We start from the raw sequence: 968 nt of genomic DNA on the forward strand, positions 1-968 counted from the left end.
TCCATCTCTCCAAAACGCTGACCTCCAAATTGAGCCTTACCTCCAAGTGGCTGTTGCGTAATCAATGAGTATGGTCCGATAGAACGTGCGTGCATCTTATCATCAACCATGTGTCCTAATTTAAGCATGTAAATTACACCCACAGTTGCTTTTTGTGCAAAACGCTCTCCAGTTCCACCATCATAAAGATATGTATGTCCGAAACGTGGTACGTTAGCCTCATCAGTCAAAGCGTTGATCTCGTCAAGAGAAGCACCGTCGAAAATTGGAGTAGCAAATTTTCTACCCAAGTTCATACCAGCCCATCCAAGAACAGTCTCATAAATCTGACCAATGTTCATACGTGAAGGTACCCCAAGTGGATTCAATACGATATCTACTGGTGTTCCATCTTCTAAGAAAGGCATATCTTCATGACGAACGATTCTTGCAACAATACCTTTGTTACCGTGACGTCCTGCCATTTTATCACCAACTTTTAACTTACGTTTTTTAGCGATATAGATTTTAGCCAATTTCAAGATTCCAGATGGTAATTCATCTCCAACTGTAATAGTAAATTTCTCTCTTCTTAAAGCTCCTTGTAAGTCGTTCAGCTTAATTTTATAGTTATGAATTAAATCATTAACCATTTTATTTGTAGCATCATCAGCAACCCATTGACCTTTACTTAAGTGAGCAAAATCTTCTACTGCATAAAGCATTTTTTGAGTATATTTTTTACCTTTTGGTAAAACTTCTTCACCCAAATCATTCATTACACCTTGAGATGTTTTTCCGTTAACGATCAAGAATAATTTCTCAACTAATCTATCTTTTAATTCAACAAATTTAGTTTCGAATTCCATTTCTAAAGCGCCTAAAGCATCTTTATCCTGAGTACGTTTACGTTTATCTTTTACGGCTCTTGCAAATAATTTTTTGTCAAGAACTACACCATGTAAAGATGGAGAAGCTTTTAATGAAGC

General features: G+C 36.6%; 1 pseudogene. It reads right to left on the minus strand.

Annotation, left to right across the window (positions count from 1 at the left end):
• A pseudogene (rpoB, locus tag B3J44_RS12900) lies at positions 1-968 on the minus strand (DNA-directed RNA polymerase subunit beta); the annotation flags it as partial.

The sequence above is a fragment of the Flavobacterium sp. UBA4854 genome (assembly GCF_002399805.1).
GTDB classification, from domain to species: domain Bacteria; phylum Bacteroidota; class Bacteroidia; order Flavobacteriales; family Flavobacteriaceae; genus Flavobacterium; species Flavobacterium ginsengisoli.